A 15,834-nucleotide genomic window follows, 5' to 3' on the forward strand; every position below is an offset into this window, starting at 1 on the left:
CGCCGCGATCTGGCACAACAGGGCCAACGGAGCACCCCTCACCAGGTCACTGATCGCCTACGACCACTGACCACGCTTAGGACTTACTCGTCTAGCCGGCCGCGGACTGTGTCCGTTCTGGGCGGAGCGCCAATAATGACCCGACATGTCCGGCCGCTGCCTACGATTCCCCTGTGGGTGAGGCGATCGAGAAGTTCTTCGCGTCGCTGCCGGCGCATGCCCCGGCGGTGCTGCGCGGCCCGACCAGCGGCACCCTCCAGGTCGACCTGACCGAAGGCAACCGCACGGAGCATTGGTACGTGGAGCTGGCGCCCGGGACGGCCCGGGTGAGCCGTGAGCGACGGGCGGCCGACGCCACCTTCACCGTCGGCGCCAAGCTGTTCGAGGAGCTGACCACCGGTCGCGCGGCCGCCATGGCGGCGGTGTTCCGCAACGAGGCCACGTTCAGCGGCAACGTGCTGCTGTTCCTGCTCTTCCGCCGCTTCTTCCCCGACCCGCCCGGCACCCGCGACCCCCGCCAGATCGCCCGTGAGCACGTCGGCCGGTCGGGATGAAGGAGCGGGTCAGCATCCTGGACGGCAACACCTTCCTGGTCAGCGACCGACGCGGCAACATCGAGCCGTCCTTCGACTTCCCCACCGGGCTCTTCTCCTTCGACACCCGGTTCATCTCCACCTGGATCCTCACCCTCAACGGCGAGAAGCTGCACGCCCTCTCCATCGACGACTCGCAGTCGTACCGGACCAGGTTCTTCCTGGTCCCCGGCGAGCCGACGCACTACCTGGACGCCAAGGTGTCGGTGATCCGCAGCCGGACGGTCGGCGGCAGCTTCGACGAGGAGCTGACCCTGCTCAACCACGCGGAGCAGGAGGCCGAGTTCGTGCTCCGGCTCGAGATCGGCTCCGACTTCGCCGACCTGTTCGAGATAAAGCACAAGCGGCAGAAGAAGGGCCGCACCACGCCGACCGTCGGCGAGAACGAGCTCCGGCTCATCTACCGCCGGGAAGGCTTCCACCGGGAGGCCGTGATCAGCACCACCGCACCCGCCGACATCGACGAGGGCGGCATGAGCTACCGGATCCGGGTCGGGCCGCACGGCGAATGGACCACCCGGCTGCACATCGGCACGGTCATCTACGGCGCCCGGGGCGAGGACATCCGGGCCACCCTGCCGCTGGGCGGCCACCGCTCGGTCGCGGCCATCCACGCCGAGCAGAACGAGCTGATCGCGCAGGCCCCGAAGCTGGGCTGCGACTGCGAGCCGCTGGCCGGGGCGTACCGGCGCAGCCTCAACGACCTGACCGCCCTCCGGTACGAGTCGATCGCGCTCGGCGTACGGCTGCTCGCCGCCGGCCTGCCCTGGTTCATGACCCTGTTCGGGCGGGACAGCCTCTTCACCTCGCTCCAGGTGCTGCCGTTCCTGCCCGAGCTGGTGCCGCCGACCATCCTGAGCCTGGCCGGCCTGCAGGGCAGCCGGGTGGACGACTTCCGGGACGAGGAGCCCGGCAAGATCCTGCACGAGCTGCGGTACGGCGAGACCGCCGGCTTCGAGGAACAGCCGCACTCCCCGTACTACGGCTCGGCCGACTCCACCGCGTTGTTCGTGATCCTGCTCGACGAGTACGAGCGGTGGACCGGGGACACCAACCTGGTCCGGATGCTGGAGCACCAGACCCGGGCGGCGCTGGCCTGGATCGACACGTACGGGGACCTGCTCGGCACCGGGTACGTCTCGTACCTGACCCGGAACCCGGAGACCGGCCTGGCGAACCAGTGCTGGAAGGACTCCTGGGACTCGATCTCCTACTCCGACGGCCGGCTGCCCGGCTTCCCCCGGGCCACCTGCGAACTGCAGGGATACGCCTACGACGCCAAGCTGCGCGGCGCCCGGCTGGCCCGGACGTTCTGGAACGACCCCGCGTACGCCGACCGGCTGGAGCGCGAGGCGGCGGCGCTGAAGGAGCGGTTCAACCGGGACTTCTGGATCCCGGACCGGGAGTACTACGCGCTGGCCCTGGACCCGGACGGGCGGCAGGTGGACGCCCTTTCCTCCAACATCGGCCACCTGCTGTGGACCGGCATCGTCGACGAGTCACGGGCGCCGGCGGTCGCCCGGCACCTGCTCGGGCCGCGCCTCTTCTCCGGCTGGGGCGTGCGGACCCTCGCCGACGACCAGGGTCGCTACAACCCGATCGGCTACCACGTCGGCACGGTCTGGCCGTTCGACAACTCGATCATCGCCTGGGGACTCTCGAGGTACGGCTTCCGAAAGGAGTCCGGCCAGATCTGCGACGCGATGCTCAGCGCCTCCCGCTACTTCCACGGGCGGCTCCCCGAGGCGTTCGCCGGCTACGAGCGCGATCTCACCGACTACCCGGTGCAGTACCCGACCGCGTGCAGTCCCCAGGCCTGGTCGGCCGGCACGCCGCTGCTGCTGCTGCGGGTGATGCTCGGCCTGGAACCGCAGGGCGAGCACCTGATCATCGACCCCGCCGTGCCCGACGGGATGGGCCGGGTGGAGTTGCTCGACATCCCTGGCCGGTGGGGCCGGGTGGACGCCCTGGGCCGCAGCCGGAGCCCGCACGACGACCGTCGCGGGCACTGACCTGGTCAGCCGGGGCAGGGGGTGGTGACGGCCACCCGCACCCGGTCGCCGGCGCGCTCGGCCAGGATCGAGACGCCGCCCCGGAGGGCGTAGCGGTCGTCGGAGTCGCGTACCACCTGGGCGCCATCGGCGGCGTCCCGGAACGCCGCCGCCAGTGGTGACCCGGTCGGGCCGCCGGCGGTCTCGGCCCGGGCGGTCCGGGCCGTGCCACCCCCGGGGCAGGGCGCCGCGAGCACCTGGACCGGCCCGGCCGCGCCGCCCCAGCGACGCACGGCGCGGGTGGCCTCGGCGGACTCGCCCTCGGCCGCGGCCGTCGGGGGCCGGTAGCCGGCGCCGACCGGTCGACAGCCGGTGGCGGCGGTGAGCAGCACCCGACCGGGCCCGCTGGCGCGGCCCTCGACGGCGACGAATTCGCCGGCGTCGGCGCGCAGCACCGGCCCGTCGGCGGACGCCGCGACGCCCGCCCGCCAGCTCGGCGGCAGCCGGTCGGCCACCCGCTGGAGCAGATCGCGTACGTCGTCACCGGCGATGACGACCTCCACGCCGCGGGCCAACTCGGCGCCGTCCTCCAGCGGCGTGACCCGGCAGCCCCGTTCGATCCGGTCCGGCACGATCGCCGACACCCCGTCCCGCCCGACGGCCGCGGTCAGCCGGCCGACCGCCCGGTCCACCACCGGCCCGGCCTGGTCCAGCGAGCGTTGCTCCTTCACGGTCGGCGGGTCGTGCCGCACCGACCACCAGGTCACTCCGACGAGCAGCACCGCCCACGCCACGGTCGCGGCCACCAGCCAGCGCAGCCAACGCCGGCCGGACGCCGGCTGGTCGGGACGGGACGGCGGGGGGGCGTACCCCGTCTGGACGGCACCACTCACCGGGCCATCGTGTCACGCGGCGGCGACGCCCCCGCCGGCCCGGTCAGCCCACAGGCCAGTGTTCGCCGCGGACCGCGGGGCGGACACGCCAGTGGCCCGCCACCCCCGAAGGGGATGACGGGCCACGAATCAGAGCGTGGGTCAGGCGGCGACCGTGACGGTCACCTCGTTGATCCCGCGGGCGGCGGTGACGGCGGTGTCGCCGTTGCCGTGCCGGGAGAGCGCCCGCAGGGTCCAGGAGCCCGGCGCGGCGAAGAACCGGAACTGGCCCGCCGGGGAGGTCACCACCTCGGCGGTGAACTCGCCGGTGGAGTCGAGCAGCCGGACGTACGCGCCCGGGACGGTCTCACCGGACTCGGCCTTGACCAGGCCGGTGATGACGGTCTCCTTCTCCAGGTCCAGGCTGGCCGGCAGCGGGGCGGCCTGGTCCGGAGCGGCGCAACCGGCGGCGGTGGCAGCAGTTGCTGCGGTAGGAGCAGTCATGCTGATCAGGCCTCCCCCGGCTCATCGCCGAGCGCCACCGGCACGCCGACCAGCGAGCCGTACTCGGTCCAGGATCCGTCGTAGTTCTTCACGTTGCGGTGGCCGAGCAGCTCCTGGAGCACGAACCAGGTGTGCGAGGAGCGCTCGCCGATCCGGCAGTAGGCGATGGTCTCCTTGCCGTCGTCGAGGCCGGCGTCGGCGTAGATCTTGCGCAGCTCGTCGTCGGACTTGAAGGTGCCGTCCTCGTTGGCCGCCTTGGACCACGGGACGCTGATCGCGGTCGGCACGTGGCCGGCCCGCTGGGCCTGCTCCTGCGGCAGGTGGGCGGGGGCGAGCAGCCGGCCGGCGTACTCGTCGGGGCTGCGCACGTCGACCAGGTTCCTGATGCCGATCGCGGCGACCACCTCGTCACGGAAGGCACGGATCGAGGCGTCCGGCTCCTGCGCGACGTACGCCGTCGCCGGGCGCTCCACCGGGTCGGTGACCAGCGGGCGGGCGTCCAGCTCCCACTTCTTGCGGCCGCCGTCGAGCAGCTTCACGTCCCGGTGGCCGTAGAGCTTGAAGTACCAGTACGCGTACGCGGCGAACCAGTTGTTGTTGCCGCCGTAGAGGATCACGGTGTCGTCGTTGCCGATGCCACGCGCGGAGAGCAGCGCGGCGAACTGCGCCTGGTTGACGAAGTCCCGGCGGACCGGGTCCTGGAGGTCGGTCCTCCAGTCGAGCTTGACGGCACCGGCGAGGTGGCCGGTGTCGTAGGCCGAGGTGTCCTCGTCGACCTCGACGAAGACGACGCCCGGGGCGTCGATGTTCTTCTCGGCCCACTCGGCCGAGAGGAGTGCGGTGTCGCGACTCATCAGATCACTCCCTGGTGAGGATGGAGGGTGAGCCTGCGCGCGGAGATCGAAGTTGATGATTGTCGCACCACGCGCGGGACCCAGGACTAGGAACGGATCACGGGTACGTGCGACGGCGCCGCTGCCGGGCGAGAAGGGAGACACCGGAGGGTACGCGGACCCTGCGTGCCGGTGGCCGCCTAGGCGGCCGAGGACAGCCCCGCCGTCAGATGACGGGGCGACACAGGCAGGTGGCCACGCGGCACAGGTCGACCGCGCGCCGTTTGGTGAGGAGCGTCCCCATGGAAAGGGACACTACCAGCCGGTCCGGCCGAAGCCACCGGGCCGACCAGCATCCGGGACGGGCCACCGGCCCGGAGGACGCGCACGGCCCGACCGGTGGTCGGGCCGTGCGCGGAGATTCCGTCAGCGGACGGAGTTGATGGGCACGTTCTTCGCGTCGGCGGTGACCACCAGCCCGTCCGGCTTCGGTTCCACCTTGCGGACGTTGAGTTGGAACGGCAACTGCGGCAGGGGCACGTTGATCGAGATGGCCTGGGCGTAGTTGGCCAGCGCCCTCCTGGCCAGCGGCAGGTTCGGCAGGCCCTCGGCGGTCAGGTCCTTGAACTTCAGGGCCACCTTGCCGTTCGCGACCGTCACGTCGGCCGTGCCGTTGACGGTGAACTTGGCGCCCAGGATGTCCACCGGCGCGGTGACCGCCAGCTTGCCGTTCTGCTCCCCCAGCTTCAGGCCGGGCCGGTCGAGCAGCTTCGCCAGGCTGTCGTACGTGATCGTGCCGCGACCGTCGACGCGCTCCGCGACCACGTCCCCCTGCCCGGATCGGAGGGTGTCCAGCGACGCCTTCACGTTGCGGGCGTCCATGTCGAGCCGGGGCACGCTGACCGCGTCGCCCTGCACCTTGCCCTGCACGTCGGTCAGCACGACCGAGATGTGCTCGTACCTGCCCGCGAGCACCTGGGTGAGGAACGGGAAGCCGCCCACGTCGACCTTGGGTGGGGCGGACTGCGCGTCCTGCTTGGCGACCTCCTGCTTCACCTGGTCGGCGATGGCCCGCTCGGCCACCCCGGCCGCCACCCGGTCGGCGACGGCCAGCAGCCCGGCCAGGACCAGGAGCAGGACGACGAAACCGATCAGCAACTTCCGGCCGCGCCGCCGGGGCCGTTCCTCGTACGCCGGGTAGGCCTCTGCCACGCCGCCTCCTGTCCTCGCTGCCGGTCACCGTCCCGCCGGGCGACGTCCGCGCCGCCCGGGGCGCAACGGTACTTACCCGAGGCGTCGATTCCCCAACCGCACGCTCAGAGGAAGAGCACACACATGACGTACGCCGCCGGTGCGGCCAGGGCGAACCCGCCGAGCGGGCCCTGCATGTGCCGGGCGACCCACATCGTCGGCGGCTCGCCGGCCATCAGCCGGCCCGCCTCCGCGTACCCCACGGCGAGGTCGGCCAGCACGGCGGTGGCCGCCGTGACCAGCCCGACCAGGGCGGCGCTGGTCGGGGTGAAGCCGACCAGGTAGCTGCCGAGCACCGCGCTGGTCAGGGTGCCGAGCATGGCGCCCGCGACGACGCCGGCGGCGCCCCGCGGCACCTGCGGGGCGAGCCGCGGCCAGGGCGCCACCGCGTCGGTCAGCCGGGCCACCAGAAGGGCGACGCCGGTGGCGGTGAGGCAGACCGTGATCGCCTGGGTGCCCTTCGGGATCCGGCTGAGGACGATCAGCGTGGCGAAGGCCACCACGCCGACCACGATCAGCAGGGTGCTGCCGAGCGAGTCGGTCACCCGCACCCGGTCCACCCGGCGGACCAACTGGCCGAGCACGCCGAGCACGAAGCCGGCGGCCGCGGCGTACCCGAGCGGGGCCAGCGCGGCGATCTCGGACTGCACGGCCGCGGCGTCGGCGATGCCGGCCACCGCGGCGCTGACCAGCGCGACCACCAGCAGCGCGGGCGGCCGCATGGCCATCGTCCAGGCGAGCACGAAGAGCAGTTGGACGCCGAAGATGATGAACGCGAAGGGCAGCCGGTGCCCCGGGCCGGCGGTCTGCGCGCCGAGCACCAGGCCGACGCCGAGCAGCGCGGCGAAGCCGGCCACGGTGAGGGCCAGCGGGCGGCGTACCGGAACCGGCGGCACCTCCTCCACGGGCTCTTCGTCCACGGCGTCGTCGGGCCGCCGTCCCGGACCGCCCTTGCGGAGCCGGCGGGGGCCCTTCCGCCCGGGCTGCGCCCCGCCGTCGTCGGCCGGGCCGGTGCGCGGGCCCGGCGGGTAGCCACGGGAGGGGCCGGCCGGCCCCGGACGCGCGTCGTCGGCCCACCGGTCGTGGCCCGCGTCGGGCGAGGTCGAGGGAAACACGCCCCGATCGTGCCAGACCGGGCCGCCCCGGCGGAGGTCACGGTTTCGGCAACGTTAAAACCTGACCCGCGATCAGGGGCAGATCGGACAAACAGGAAAGGGCACGGAGGTGAAGGGCGGGCAATCGGTTACGCTCAAGCCGCTACCCGCCCGTCAGCGACGCCGGGACCCACGCAAGTTCTCAGCGCGCCACCCCTGCCCCGGAGTGCCGCTGGTCGCGCGCGGTCGTAGGGCCGCCGGGACGGAGGTGATCGTGTGGAGCTCCTGCTGCTGGTGACCGCGCGCGCAGGTGAACCATCGGCGGTGCTGCCGGCGCTCGACCTGCTGCCGCACTCGGTCCGCACCGCGCCGCGCGACGTACGCACGCTGGTCTCCGGCCCGAGCCCGGACGCCGTGCTGGTGGACGCCCGCTCCGAGTTGAGCGAGGCGCGCGCGACCTGTCGGATGCTGCACGCCACCGGGCTCGGCGTGCCGCTGGTCGCGGTGGTCACCGAGGCCGGCCTGATCGCGCTGAACGCGGACTGGGGCGTGGACGACGTCATCCTGGCCGGGGCGGGGCCGGCCGAGGTGGAGGCCCGGCTGCGGCTCGCGGTCGGCCGGTTGAGCAGCGCGACGGCCGGTGCCGGCGGCTCGATCCGGGCCGGCGAGCTCACCATCGACCCGGACACCTACGCGGCGAAGCTCAAGGGTCGCCCGCTCGACCTCACCTACAAGGAGTTCGAGCTGCTGAAGTTCCTGGCCCAGCACCCCGGCCGGGTGTTCACCCGGGACCAGCTGCTCCGCGAGGTCTGGGGGTACGACTACTTCGGCGGCACCCGCACCGTCGACGTGCACGTCCGGCGGCTGCGCGCCAAGCTCGGCTCGGAGTACGAGTCGATGATCGGCACCGTGCGCCAGGTCGGCTACAAGTTCGTCGTGCCGCCGTCGCGTTCGCTGCCGGAGTCGGAGCCCGCCCCGCTGCCCGTCTGACCGCAGGCCCGCCCACTTTCCCTCTTCGGAGGACTGCCCCACCATATGCCCCTTTTTACCTGACTGGCCGGTTCTATGCTGGCTGCCGGATTGGTCGGGCTTAAGGGGGGCAACGGTGCGTGTGGTGACCACGGGGGCGATGTCAGGTCCGTGCCGGGATCCGAACGGGCGGAACTGCTGATGCGGGCCACGACGATCCGCGCGGCCGGCATGGTGATCCTGGTGTTGGCCGCCCTGCTCACCTCGACGTACGCGCTCGGCCGCAGCCTGGTCCCCGAGCAGCCGCATCGGAGCACCGGGGTCGCCGCCAGCGTGACCAGGCCGCACTACGCCGAGCAGCCGCCCGCCACCGACTTTCCGGCACCGGCCACCGTGAGCCCCAGCCCGTCCGAGGATCGCCGGCAGCCGGCCGACGACGGCGAGGGCCCGTACGGCAGCCGGATCTCCACCGGCTCGTCCCGGGTCGCGCTGACCTTCGACGACGGACCGGACCCGCAGTACACCCCCCAGGTACTCGCCCTGCTCAAGGAGTACGGCGTCAAGGCCACCTTCTGCGTGGTGGGGCAGAACGCCCAGGAGCACCCGGACCTGATCGAGGCGATCGTGGCCGACGGGCACACGCTCTGCAACCACTCCTGGAACCACGACATTGCGCTGGGCAAGCGGTCGCCGGACGCGATCCGGGCCGACCTGCTGCGGACCAGTGACGCGATCCGGGCCGCGGTGCCGGACGCGCCGATCGCGTACTTCCGGCAGCCCGGCGGGGCCTGGACCCCCCCGGTGGTGTCGGCCTGCGAGGAGCTGGGCATGACCCCGCTGCACTGGGCGGTCGACCCGTCGGACTGGCAGGCGCCGGGCGCCGCGAAGATCACCACCACGGTGATGTCCCAGACGCGACCGGGTTCGATCGTGCTGATGCACGACGCCGGCGGCGACCGTTCGGGCACGGTCGAGGCGTTGCAGCGCCTCCTGCCCGCGCTGCTGGACCGGTTCCAGCTGGAGGCCCTGCCGACCGACACGACGTGACGACCACCACCGGCCCGCGCCCGCGTCCGGCATGATCGGCGGCTCGCCGCGGACTACGGTGGCGGGATGAGCAGCACCGCGCCGACCGCCGACCGTGTCGTCCGCGCCGACCGGTTGGCGCCGGTCGAGGTGGCCGAGGTGCTGGCGCTGGCTCGCATCGCCGGGGACGCGGACGGCGCCGACCCGCTGGACGAGCACGTGCTGCTGCGGCTGCGGGACCCGGAGGCGCCGGCCGTGCACCTCACCGCCCGGGCCACCGACAACACCCTCACCGGCTACGCCCACCTCGACACCACCGACCCGACGGGCGGAATCGGGGTCGAGCTGGCGGTGCACCCGGCGTACCGGCGGCGGGGCACCGGACGGGCGCTGGCCCGTGGCGTGCTGGCCGCGGCGTCCGGGCCGCTGCGGGCCTGGGCGCACGGCGACCACCCGTCGGCCGCCGCGCTCGCGGTCGACCTGGGCTTCGCCCGCGCCCGGGTGCTCTGGCAGCTACGCCGACCGCTGACCGCGGCCCTTCCCGAGCCGGTCCTGTCCGACGGCGTCGAGCTGCGCGCGTTCCGCCCCGGCGAGGACGACGAGGCCTGGCTCGCGGTCAACAGCGCCGCGTTCGCCCAACACCCCGAGCAGGGCCGGTGGACCCTTGCCGACCTGCGGGTACGCCTCGCCGAGCCGTGGTTCGACCCGGCCGGCTTCCTGCTCGCGGCGGACTCCGCGACCGGCCGCCTGCTCGGCTTCCACTGGACCAAGGTGCACGAGCGGCCCGGCTCGGCCCGGATCGGCGAGGTCTACGTGCTCGGGGTGGACCCGACCGCGCACCGGGGCGGGCTCGGGCGGGCGCTCACCACGGCCGGGCTGGCGTACCTGCGGGACCGGCGGGGACTGGACCGGGTGATGCTCTACGTCGACGAGTCCAACACCGCGGCGGTGGCGCTCTACGAACGGCTCGGCTTCGCCCGCTGGTCGGCCCACGTCAACTACCACCTCGGCTGAGCCCCGGTGACCGATGCCCGGCCCGCCCAGCGGTCACGGCAGCGTCACGCGGTGGACTCGGCCGGATAACGACTGCCCGGAAAAATCGTATTTTTTGCGATAGTGGGCCGCGAGTTCACGTAACGGACAACCCTTCCTCAGCCCACGGCCACGCCGCCGGCCGCACCTGTTCATCTTCCGTTCACTTCCGACCGGCGAACCGGCTACCTGGCACTTCTAGCTTTCGTGTCAGCCGGTCAGTGCCGGCACCCGGGCCCGCCCCGGGCGACCTGACCAAAGACGTGAAGGGAAACCCCTCAAGTGAAGCTCCAGCGGCACGGCGCCATCGCCTGCCTGGCTCTTACCGCGGTGCTCGGTCTCAGCGCGTGCGGCTCGGACAACAACGAGCCGACCGGCACCTCCGCCTCCGGCTCCGCCGCCGCCGTCGACTGCGGCAAGGGCACGCTGAACGCGCAGGGCTCCTCCGCGCAGAAGAACGCCATGGCCGAGTGGATCAAGGCCTACCAGCAGAAGTGCGCCGGCACCACCATCAACTACGAGCCCTCCGGCTCGGGCGCCGGCATCCAGGCCTTCATCGCCGGCACCGCCGACTTCGCCGGCTCCGACTCGGCCCTCAAGCCCGAGGAGCAGCCGCAGGCCGACGCCAAGTGCGCCGGCGGCCAGGCCATCCACCTGCCGATGGTCATCGGCCCGATCGCGGTCGCCTACAACGTGACCGGCGTGGACAACCTCCAGCTCAGCGCGCCCACCCTGGCCAAGATCTTCACCGGCAAGGTCACCAAGTGGGACGACGCCGCGATCAAGGCCGACAACCCGGACGCCAAGCTCCCGTCGACCACCATCCAGACCGTCCACCGCTCGGACGAGTCGGGCACCACCGACAACTTCACCAAGTACCTGTCGAAGTCCGCCTCCGCCGACTGGACCCTCGACCACGCCAAGGCGTGGAAGGCCCCGGGCGGCACCGGCGCCAAGGGCTCGGACGGTGTGGCCAGCGCGGTCAAGGGCGCGGACGGCTCGATCGGCTACATGGAGCTCTCCTTCGCCGACAACTCGGGTCTGAAGAAGGCCAAGATCAAGAACGGTGCCGGTGAGTTCACCGAGCTGACCGGCGACGCCGCCGGCAAGACCATCGCCGGCGCCAAGGTCGAGGGCCAGGGCGACGACCTGAAGATGTCGATCGACTACAACACCACGGAGGCCGGGGCCTACCCGATCGTCCTGGTGACCTACGAGATCGCCTGCAGCAAGGGCCTCGCGGCCGACAAGCTCCCCCTGGTCAAGGGTCTGCTCGGCTACGCGGCCAGCAGCGAGGGCCAGTCGCAGCTCTCCGAGCTGGGCTACGCCCCGCTGCCGGACTCGGTCCGCACCAAGGTCGAGGCCGCGGTCAAGAACCTCTCCTGACCGTAACCACCACTTTCGAAGCGAGCGAGCAGATGGGTCAGATCCCTCAGCGCTCGGCGCACGCCGGCACCGGCGGCCACACCGTCACCAAGAGTGACGGGTGGTCCGCCGGTGCCTCGGCGCGTGTGGCCGAGATCCCCGGAACCCCTCGTACGCCTGACAACGGGCTCGGCGGCGGCGGCGCGCTGCCCCGGGCCAAGGCGTTCGGTGCGGAAAAGGCCTTCCGTGGCCTCACCATGGCCGCCGGCACCGCCGTGCTGGTCATCATCGCGGCCATCGCGGTCTTCCTGATCTCCAAGGCCGTGCCGGCGCTGCGCGCGAACACCGAGAACTTCTGGACCTACGAGGGCTGGTCGCCGAACCAGGCCCAGCCGAAGTTCGGCATCGGCACGCTCGCCTTCGGCACCGTCCTCAGTTCGGCCCTCGCGCTGCTCATGGCCGTACCGGTGGCCCTGGGCATCGCCCTCTACCTGTCCCACTACGCGCCCCGCCGGCTGGGCACCGCGCTCGGCTTCCTGATCGACCTGCTGGCCGCCGTGCCCAGCGTGGTCTTCGGTCTCTGGGGGCGGGACATCTTCATCAACCCGGTGCGGGACTTCTCCGTCTGGCTGAACAAGTACTTCAGCTGGATCCCGATCTTCGGCGGGGACGGCCCGTTCGGAAGGTCGATCCTGCTGGGCGCCCTGGTCCTGGCGATCATGGTGCTGCCGATCATCACCTCGCTCTCCCGCGAGGTCTTCCTCCAGACGCCCCGGGCCAACGAGGAGGCGGCCCTGGCGCTGGGGGCCACCCGCTGGGAGACGATCCGCACCGCCGTGCTGCCGTACGGCCGGCCCGGCATCATCGCCGCGGTGATGCTCGGCCTGGGCCGGGCGCTCGGGGAGACCATCGCCCTGGCGATGACCCTCGGCATCACGTTCGGCATCTCCTTCAACCTGATCCAGAACGGCGGCAACACCATCGCCGCGAACATCGCCAACGCGTTCGGCGAGGCGAACGACACCGGCCGCGGCGCGCTCATCGCCTCCGGCCTGGTGCTCTTCGCGATCACGCTGATCGTCAACATCACCGCGCGGGCGATCATCTACCGCCGCCGCGAATTCACGGAGTCGGCCGCATGACCACCACCACCGTCACCAACCACCGCCCGCGGCCGCCGGCACAGCCGGCCACGCTGCGGGCCCGGCGGCTTCCGGCGTACGTCGCGCCCGCCGTCGCCGTCGTGGCCCTGCTGGCCGCCGCCGGCATCGTGTACGGCGCCGGCATCGGCGGCCCGGTCCTGGTCGTGGTCGTGGCCGCCCTGCTCTACCTGACCGGCCTCTTCGTCGCGGCCAACGCGGTGGAGGGCCGCCGGTCCGCCCGCAACCGCACCTGGAGCGCGCTGATCCACTCCGCCTTCGTGCTGGCCTTGCTGCCGCTGGCCTCGGTGGTCTGGACCCTGGTCAGCAAGGGCGTCGAGCGGCTGGACGGCAACTTCTTCGGCACCTCGATGAACAACATCGGGGCACGGGACGCGAACGGCGGCGCGTACCACGCCATCGTGGGCACGCTGGAGCAGGTCGGCATCGCCACCCTGATCACCGTCCCGCTCGGGGTGCTCTGCGCGATCTACGTGGTGGAGTACGGCCGGGGCCGGTTCGCCTTCACCATCCGCTTCTTCGTGGACGTGATGACCGGCATCCCGTCGATCGTCGCCGGCCTGTTCATCCTGGCCTTCTGGGTGCTGATCGTCTCCCCGGTGTTCAACGACGGCCGGCCGGGCTTCTCCGGCTTCGCCGCCGCGCTGGCGCTGAGCGTGCTCATGCTGCCGACCGTGGTCCGCTCCACCGAGGAGATGCTCCGCCTCGTCCCGGCGCCGCTGCGTGAGGGCGCGTACGCCCTCGGCGTGCCGAAGTGGAAGACCATCCTGCGGGTCGTTTTGCCGACGGCAATGCCGGGCATCGTTACCGGCGTGATGCTCGCCATCGCGCGGGCCGCCGGCGAGACCGCCCCGGTGCTGCTCGTCGCCGGCGGCGGCGCCGCGATCAACTTCAACCCGTTCGAGAACAACCAGTCGTCGCTGGCTCTCTTCGTCTACCAGCAGGCCGGCGATGCCTCGAAGTACTCGCCGGCGCGGGCGTGGACCGCGGCGCTGACCCTGGTCGCCCTCGTTCTCATCCTGACCATCGCGGCGAAGTTGCTGGCCCGTCGCAACCGGCTCGCCCGATGAACCCCGGAGGTACCGCCACCATGGCCAAGCGCATCGAAGCCACGAACGTCACCGCGTACTACGGGGGCTTCAAGGCGATCGAGAACATCAGCCTGACCGTCGAGCCGAAGACGGTGACCGCCCTGATCGGCCCGTCGGGCTGCGGCAAGTCGACCTTCCTGCGGTCGATCAACCGGATGCACGAGGTGCTTCCCGGCGCCCGGGTCGAGGGCAGCCTGACCATCGACAACCAGGACATCTACGACCGGGACGTCGACGTGACCGCGGTCCGCCGGATGATCGGCATGGTCTTCCAGCGGCCCAACCCGTTCCCCACCATGAGCATCTTCGAGAACGTGGTGGCCGGGCTGCGGCTCAACGGCGTGAAGCGGAAGTCCATCCTGGAGGAGGCGGCCGAGAAGGCGCTCCGCTCGGCGAACCTCTGGGACGAGGTGAAGGACCGGCTCGGCAAGCCGGGCGCCGGGCTCTCCGGCGGTCAGCAGCAGCGGCTCTGCATCGCGCGGACCATCGCGGTCGAGCCGCAGGTGGTGCTGATGGACGAGCCCTGCTCGGCCCTCGACCCGATCTCCACGCTGGCCATCGAGGACCTGATGTTCCAGCTCAAGGACAAGTTCACCATCGTCATCGTCACGCACAACATGCAGCAGGCCGCCCGGGTGTCGGACCGGACCGCGTTCTTCTCCATCGAGCGGACGGGCGACCCGGGCCGGCTGATCGAGTACGACAACACCCAGAAGATCTTCAGCAACCCGAGCGTGAAGAAGACCGAGGACTACATCACCGGCCGCTTCGGCTGAGCCGCTGGTTCCCGGTCCGCGCGGGCCCCGGTCGATCCCGACCGGGGCCTTCCGCGTGTTCAGCGCAGCCGCGCGAAGAACCGCCGGACGTCCTGCACCAGCAGGTCGGGGACGTCGTGCGCGGCAAAGTGGCTGCCCCGGTCGTAGGTCTGCCAGGAGACGATGTTCTTGTGGTCCCGCTCGGCGAGCGTACGGATCGACTGGAAATCCCAGGCGAAGTTGGCCAGCCCGAGCGGCACCGTGGTCGGCTCCAGCGGCTCGGTGCCCCGGCCGTTGACCTTCTGCGTCGGCGGGACCACCTCGGCGTCCTCGTAGTAGTAGCGGGCCGAGGAGGCGGCGGTGTTGGTCAGCCAGTAGATCGTCGCGTTGGTCAGCACGTAGTCGGGGTCGAGCTGCTCCCCCATCAGCTGCGCCAACCAGGCGAGCAGGCCCACCGGTGAGTCGGCCAGCGCGTGCGCCACGTTCTGCGGCTCGGTCGAGTGCAGCTTGTCGTAGCCGCCCCGTCGCTGCACGAACCAGTCGGCGAACGCCACCTTGCCCCGCTCCTCCTCGGTGAGCGCGGCCAGCTCGTCCGGGTCGCCCGAGGGCAGCGAGAAGACTTGGGTGACGTGTACGCCGAGCACGTGCTCCGGGTCGACCCGGCCCACCTCTGGCGAGACGAACGCGCCGAGGTCATTGCCGGCCGCGCCGTAGCGGTCGTACCCGAGGCGGCGCATCAGCTCCGCCCAGGCGCGGGCGACCCGGAACCGGTTCCAGCCCCGCTCCCAGGTCGGGCCGGAGAAACCGAACCCGGGGACCGACGGGATGACCAGGTGGAACGCGTCGGCCGGGTCGCCGCCGTGGGCCCGGGGGTCGGTCAGCGGCCCGATCACGTCCAGCCACTCGACCACGGTGGTCGGCCAGCCGTGGGTGAGGATCAGCGGGGTGGCATCCGGCCTGGGCGACCGGACGTGCAGGAAGTGCACCCTCTGCCCGTCGATCTCTGTGGTGAACTGCGGGTACGCGTTGAGCTTCGCCTCCCAGGCCCGCCAGTCGTACGTCGTCCGCCAGCGCTCGGCGAGCCGCTTGACGTAGCCGAGCGGGACGCCGTACTCCCAGCCGGGTGGGATCGGCCCGGCCGGGGCCTCCGCCGAGCCGGCGGGCACTTCCTCGGTCCACCGGGTCCGGGCCAGCCGGTCGGCGAGGTCGTCCAGCTCGGCCTGCGGGATGTCGATACGGAACGGAACGATCGCGGTGTTCTCAGGCATGACTCGACCGTAGAGGTCGATTAGGAACGC

General features: G+C 71.9%; 16 protein-coding genes. 9 read left to right on the plus strand and 7 right to left on the minus strand.

Going from position 1 to position 15,834, the window contains the following annotated elements; all coding sequences use genetic code 11:
* The first annotated feature begins 173 nt into the window (after positions 1-173).
* Positions 174-554 carry an SCP2 sterol-binding domain-containing protein gene (locus tag ACFYOS_RS25030; RefSeq protein ID WP_387146230.1) on the plus strand — a complete coding sequence of 127 codons (381 nt, stop codon included), beginning with the start codon at positions 174-176 and terminating at the stop codon, positions 552-554.
* On the plus strand, positions 551-2,605 hold the full coding sequence (locus ACFYOS_RS25035) for a glycogen debranching N-terminal domain-containing protein (protein ID WP_387146234.1): 2,055 nt from the start codon (positions 551-553) through the stop codon (positions 2,603-2,605). The genes ACFYOS_RS25030 and ACFYOS_RS25035 overlap by 4 nt, the downstream gene beginning before the upstream one ends.
* Positions 2,606-2,610: 5 nt before the next feature.
* On the opposite strand, the gene ACFYOS_RS25040 is transcribed toward ACFYOS_RS25035, so the two are convergent.
* The 6 genes from ACFYOS_RS25040 to ACFYOS_RS25065 all read right to left on the minus strand — a co-directional run bounded on the left by ACFYOS_RS25040 (position 2,611) and on the right by ACFYOS_RS25065 (position 7,159).
* The gene (locus tag ACFYOS_RS25040) at positions 2,611-3,477 is read right to left on the minus strand and encodes a hypothetical protein (protein WP_387146237.1); all 867 of its coding nucleotides are present in this window, start codon (positions 3,475-3,477) and stop codon (positions 2,611-2,613) included.
* Positions 3,478-3,618: 141 nt separating this feature from the next.
* Positions 3,619-3,960, minus strand: coding sequence for a DUF1416 domain-containing protein (locus ACFYOS_RS25045; RefSeq protein WP_387146239.1), 342 nt, complete (start codon positions 3,958-3,960; stop codon positions 3,619-3,621).
* A 5-nt stretch (positions 3,961-3,965) separates the two neighbouring features.
* Positions 3,966-4,814 (minus strand): sulfurtransferase, encoded by an 849-nt coding sequence (locus ACFYOS_RS25050; RefSeq protein ID WP_387146242.1) that lies wholly within the window; start codon positions 4,812-4,814, stop codon positions 3,966-3,968.
* Positions 4,815-5,019: 205 nt separating this feature from the next.
* Positions 5,020-5,097 carry an Ms5788A family Cys-rich leader peptide gene (locus ACFYOS_RS25055; protein ID WP_311202345.1) on the minus strand — a complete coding sequence of 26 codons (78 nt, stop codon included), beginning with the start codon at positions 5,095-5,097 and terminating at the stop codon, positions 5,020-5,022.
* 122 nt (positions 5,098-5,219) lie between these two features.
* Positions 5,220-6,005, minus strand: coding sequence for a DUF2993 domain-containing protein (locus tag ACFYOS_RS25060; protein ID WP_387146245.1), 786 nt, complete (start codon positions 6,003-6,005; stop codon positions 5,220-5,222).
* 104 nt (positions 6,006-6,109) lie between these two features.
* Positions 6,110-7,159 (minus strand): hypothetical protein, encoded by a 1,050-nt coding sequence (locus ACFYOS_RS25065; protein WP_387146248.1) that lies wholly within the window; start codon positions 7,157-7,159, stop codon positions 6,110-6,112.
* A gap of 255 nt (positions 7,160-7,414) precedes the next feature.
* Here ACFYOS_RS25065 and ACFYOS_RS25070 point away from each other — a divergent pair, with 255 nt between their 5' ends.
* The 7 genes from ACFYOS_RS25070 (at position 7,415) to pstB (ending at position 14,557) form a co-directional block, all read left to right on the plus strand.
* A complete protein-coding gene (locus tag ACFYOS_RS25070) occupies positions 7,415-8,128 on the plus strand; it encodes a winged-helix domain-containing protein (protein ID WP_387146251.1) in 714 nt (237 codons plus the stop codon).
* A 180-nt stretch (positions 8,129-8,308) separates the two neighbouring features.
* Positions 8,309-9,154: a polysaccharide deacetylase family protein gene (locus tag ACFYOS_RS25075; protein WP_387146475.1), complete on the plus strand. Its 846-nt coding sequence runs from the start codon at positions 8,309-8,311 to the stop codon at positions 9,152-9,154.
* A gap of 66 nt (positions 9,155-9,220) precedes the next feature.
* On the plus strand, positions 9,221-10,147 hold the full coding sequence (gene mshD / locus ACFYOS_RS25080) for a mycothiol synthase (protein ID WP_387146254.1): 927 nt from the start codon (positions 9,221-9,223) through the stop codon (positions 10,145-10,147).
* 300 nt (positions 10,148-10,447) lie between these two features.
* A complete protein-coding gene (pstS, locus tag ACFYOS_RS25085) occupies positions 10,448-11,551 on the plus strand; it encodes a phosphate ABC transporter substrate-binding protein PstS (RefSeq protein ID WP_387146257.1) in 1,104 nt (367 codons plus the stop codon).
* A 32-nt stretch (positions 11,552-11,583) separates the two neighbouring features.
* The gene (gene pstC / locus ACFYOS_RS25090) at positions 11,584-12,672 is read left to right on the plus strand and encodes a phosphate ABC transporter permease subunit PstC (RefSeq protein ID WP_387146260.1); all 1,089 of its coding nucleotides are present in this window, start codon (positions 11,584-11,586) and stop codon (positions 12,670-12,672) included.
* The gene (pstA, locus tag ACFYOS_RS25095) at positions 12,669-13,760 is read left to right on the plus strand and encodes a phosphate ABC transporter permease PstA (RefSeq protein WP_387146263.1); all 1,092 of its coding nucleotides are present in this window, start codon (positions 12,669-12,671) and stop codon (positions 13,758-13,760) included. Before pstC ends, pstA begins: the two co-directional genes overlap by 4 nt.
* A gap of 20 nt (positions 13,761-13,780) precedes the next feature.
* Entirely contained in the window at positions 13,781-14,557 is a 777-nt protein-coding gene (gene pstB, locus ACFYOS_RS25100) for a phosphate ABC transporter ATP-binding protein PstB (RefSeq protein WP_387146267.1), read from the plus strand.
* A gap of 59 nt (positions 14,558-14,616) precedes the next feature.
* Here the strand turns inward: pstB and ACFYOS_RS25105 are convergent, their stop codons facing one another.
* Entirely contained in the window at positions 14,617-15,804 is a 1,188-nt protein-coding gene (locus ACFYOS_RS25105) for an epoxide hydrolase family protein (protein ID WP_387146270.1), read from the minus strand.
* Positions 15,805-15,834: the final 30 nt, after the last annotated feature.

The organism is Micromonospora sp. NPDC005806 (assembly GCF_042871425.1).
Lineage (GTDB): Bacteria > Actinomycetota > Actinomycetes > Mycobacteriales > Micromonosporaceae > Micromonospora.